This window comes from Microbacterium sp. K35 (assembly GCF_004794375.1).
GTDB lineage: Bacteria > Actinomycetota > Actinomycetes > Actinomycetales > Microbacteriaceae > Microbacterium > Microbacterium sufflavum.
Genome location: NZ_SSDM01000013.1, coordinates 1 through 2,018 on the forward strand (window position 1 = coordinate 1; position 2,018 = coordinate 2,018).

General features: G+C 74.6%; 1 protein-coding gene. It reads right to left on the bottom strand.

Going from position 1 to position 2,018, the window contains the following annotated elements; translation table 11 throughout:
- Positions 1-2,018: transglutaminase TgpA family protein (locus DW299_RS00095; RefSeq protein ID WP_446724772.1), on the bottom strand; the 2,018-nt coding region annotated here is incomplete at both ends.

The following is a 2,018-nucleotide window of genomic DNA, read 5'->3' on the forward strand; positions in this document are numbered from 1 at the left end:
CGCACGGGGGCTGTCGGCGTCCGACACCGGCAGTGCCAGGTCGAGCAGGGTGTCGCGCAGTTCCGCCCACGCGGCGGCCGCGTCGCCTCGGGCCGCGCGACGCATCCGCATCCGCCGCTCGATGAGCCGCACGATCCCGGGGAGCAGGAGCAGCACGACCACCCCGAGCGTCACGAGCGCGACCGGGGTCGGGTCGAGGCGGCGCAGCTCTCCGGATCCCGCGGACCCGGGGTCCGCGTCACCCCGGTCGACGTCGGGGCCTTGCGTCTCCTGCGTCTGCGGCGCCGTGGTCGGCGCGGGCTCCGTGATCCCGCCGGTCGCACCGCCCTGGGCCTCGCCCGCGCGGAACGCCGTCGGGACGCCGAGCGACGCGGTGGGCTCGAACGACACCCAGCCGATGCCGGGGAACAGGACTTCGGGCCAGGAGTGCAGCTGGTCGCTCGTCACGGAGAAGATCGACTCGTCTCCGCGCTTCTCGTCGGTGAGCGAACCGGGGAGGTACCCGACCACGATCCGCACCCGCATGTCGAGGCTCTCCGCCATCAGGGCGAACGCGCCGGCGAAGTGCACGCAGTACCCGGAGCGCTCCTCCAGGAAGCGGGCGACGGCGTCGGCGCCGGTGCCGTCGAAGCCCTCCTCCACCGGCGTCTCCAGCGAGTAGTCGAACTGCGCGCGGAACCAGTTCTGCAGCGCCACGAGCCGGTCGTAGTCGGTGTCCGCGTCGGCGGTCACCTCGGCCGCGAGCTCGCCGATGATCCCGGGCAGCTCGACGTCCTCGATGTCGGGATCCGCGAGCGGCGGGGCCGCGTCGACCGCACGGATCTGCTCGAGCGTCGGCGTGACGCGCGTGGAGCTCACGGTGTAGTCGTTGCCGGCGGCGTCGGACCGACGCGAGTACAGCGTGCGGTTCTCGGGGGCCACCCGCCACGACCCGTTCAATCCCGACACGTCGGTGGCGGGGTATGGCACCGGCAGCCAGGCGCTCGACATGCGCAGGATGCGGATGGACGTGGTGGCGTCCTCGGTCGCGACGCCCTCGCTCCACTCCGGCTCCCCGAAGCCGTCCGCCTGCGACTGCAGGTCGCCGCGGTCGGGCTGCCACACACGGCCGTCGAAGCGGGACAGCGTGGTCAGGCGCAGATAGGGCGCGGTGGCGGCGTCGGTGGCGAGGGTGAGCACCTCGACCGGGTTGGGCTGGCGCAGGTCGTCGCCGAGGCGCAGCGACGCGTCGACGGTCACGCCGACGCCGGTGCCGGCCATGGTGGGGGCGACGGGCAGCGCGGGCGTCACCACGAGCGCGGAGACGACGGCGGCCGCGCCGACCCCGACGGCGACCGACAGCGAGCTCCGGCGCGGAGAGGAGCCGTCGCGCTGCGCGGTGACCCGGAACAGCAGCAGCGCCGTGAGCGCGAGGGCCACGAACCAGGCGACGTTCGGGTCGCCGAAGGTCACGATCATCGGCACGGCGCCGATCACGCCGATCAGCACGGTGGCGAGCACGGCCGAGCGCTGGGCGACCAGGTGGTCGAGCAGGATCGCCACCACGGCGAAGCCCGTACCGAGGGCACCCGCCAGTGCGGGGGAGGCGTCGAGCGGCGCCGAGCCGAACACGATCTGCTCCCATGCGGCCGCCCCCAGGCCCTGGAACACCGCGAGGGTCGTCGCGGTGGGAACGACCCCCAGGATCGCGGTGTCGCCCGCGAGCAGCAGCGTGAGCACGGCGACCGCGACCGCGACCTGGGCGAGCAGCGCGCCGAGGTCGCCCAGTCCCGCGCGCCGGCGGCGGAGGAGGTGGCGGACGAGCATCCCGGTGCCCACCACGGCCACCACGATCAGCACGACCGTGAACGACCAGGCCCCCGGCGTGATCACCGAGGTGAACGGCCACAGGGCCACGAGCGCTCCGACCGCGGCGAGCACGCCCGTGGCGACGACGCGATCCGGTTCGTCGCGGTCGCGGTGCCACCGCGGCACGGTGCGCGGCGGCGGGGTCGCGGCGCACCGTGCCGCGGTGGCAC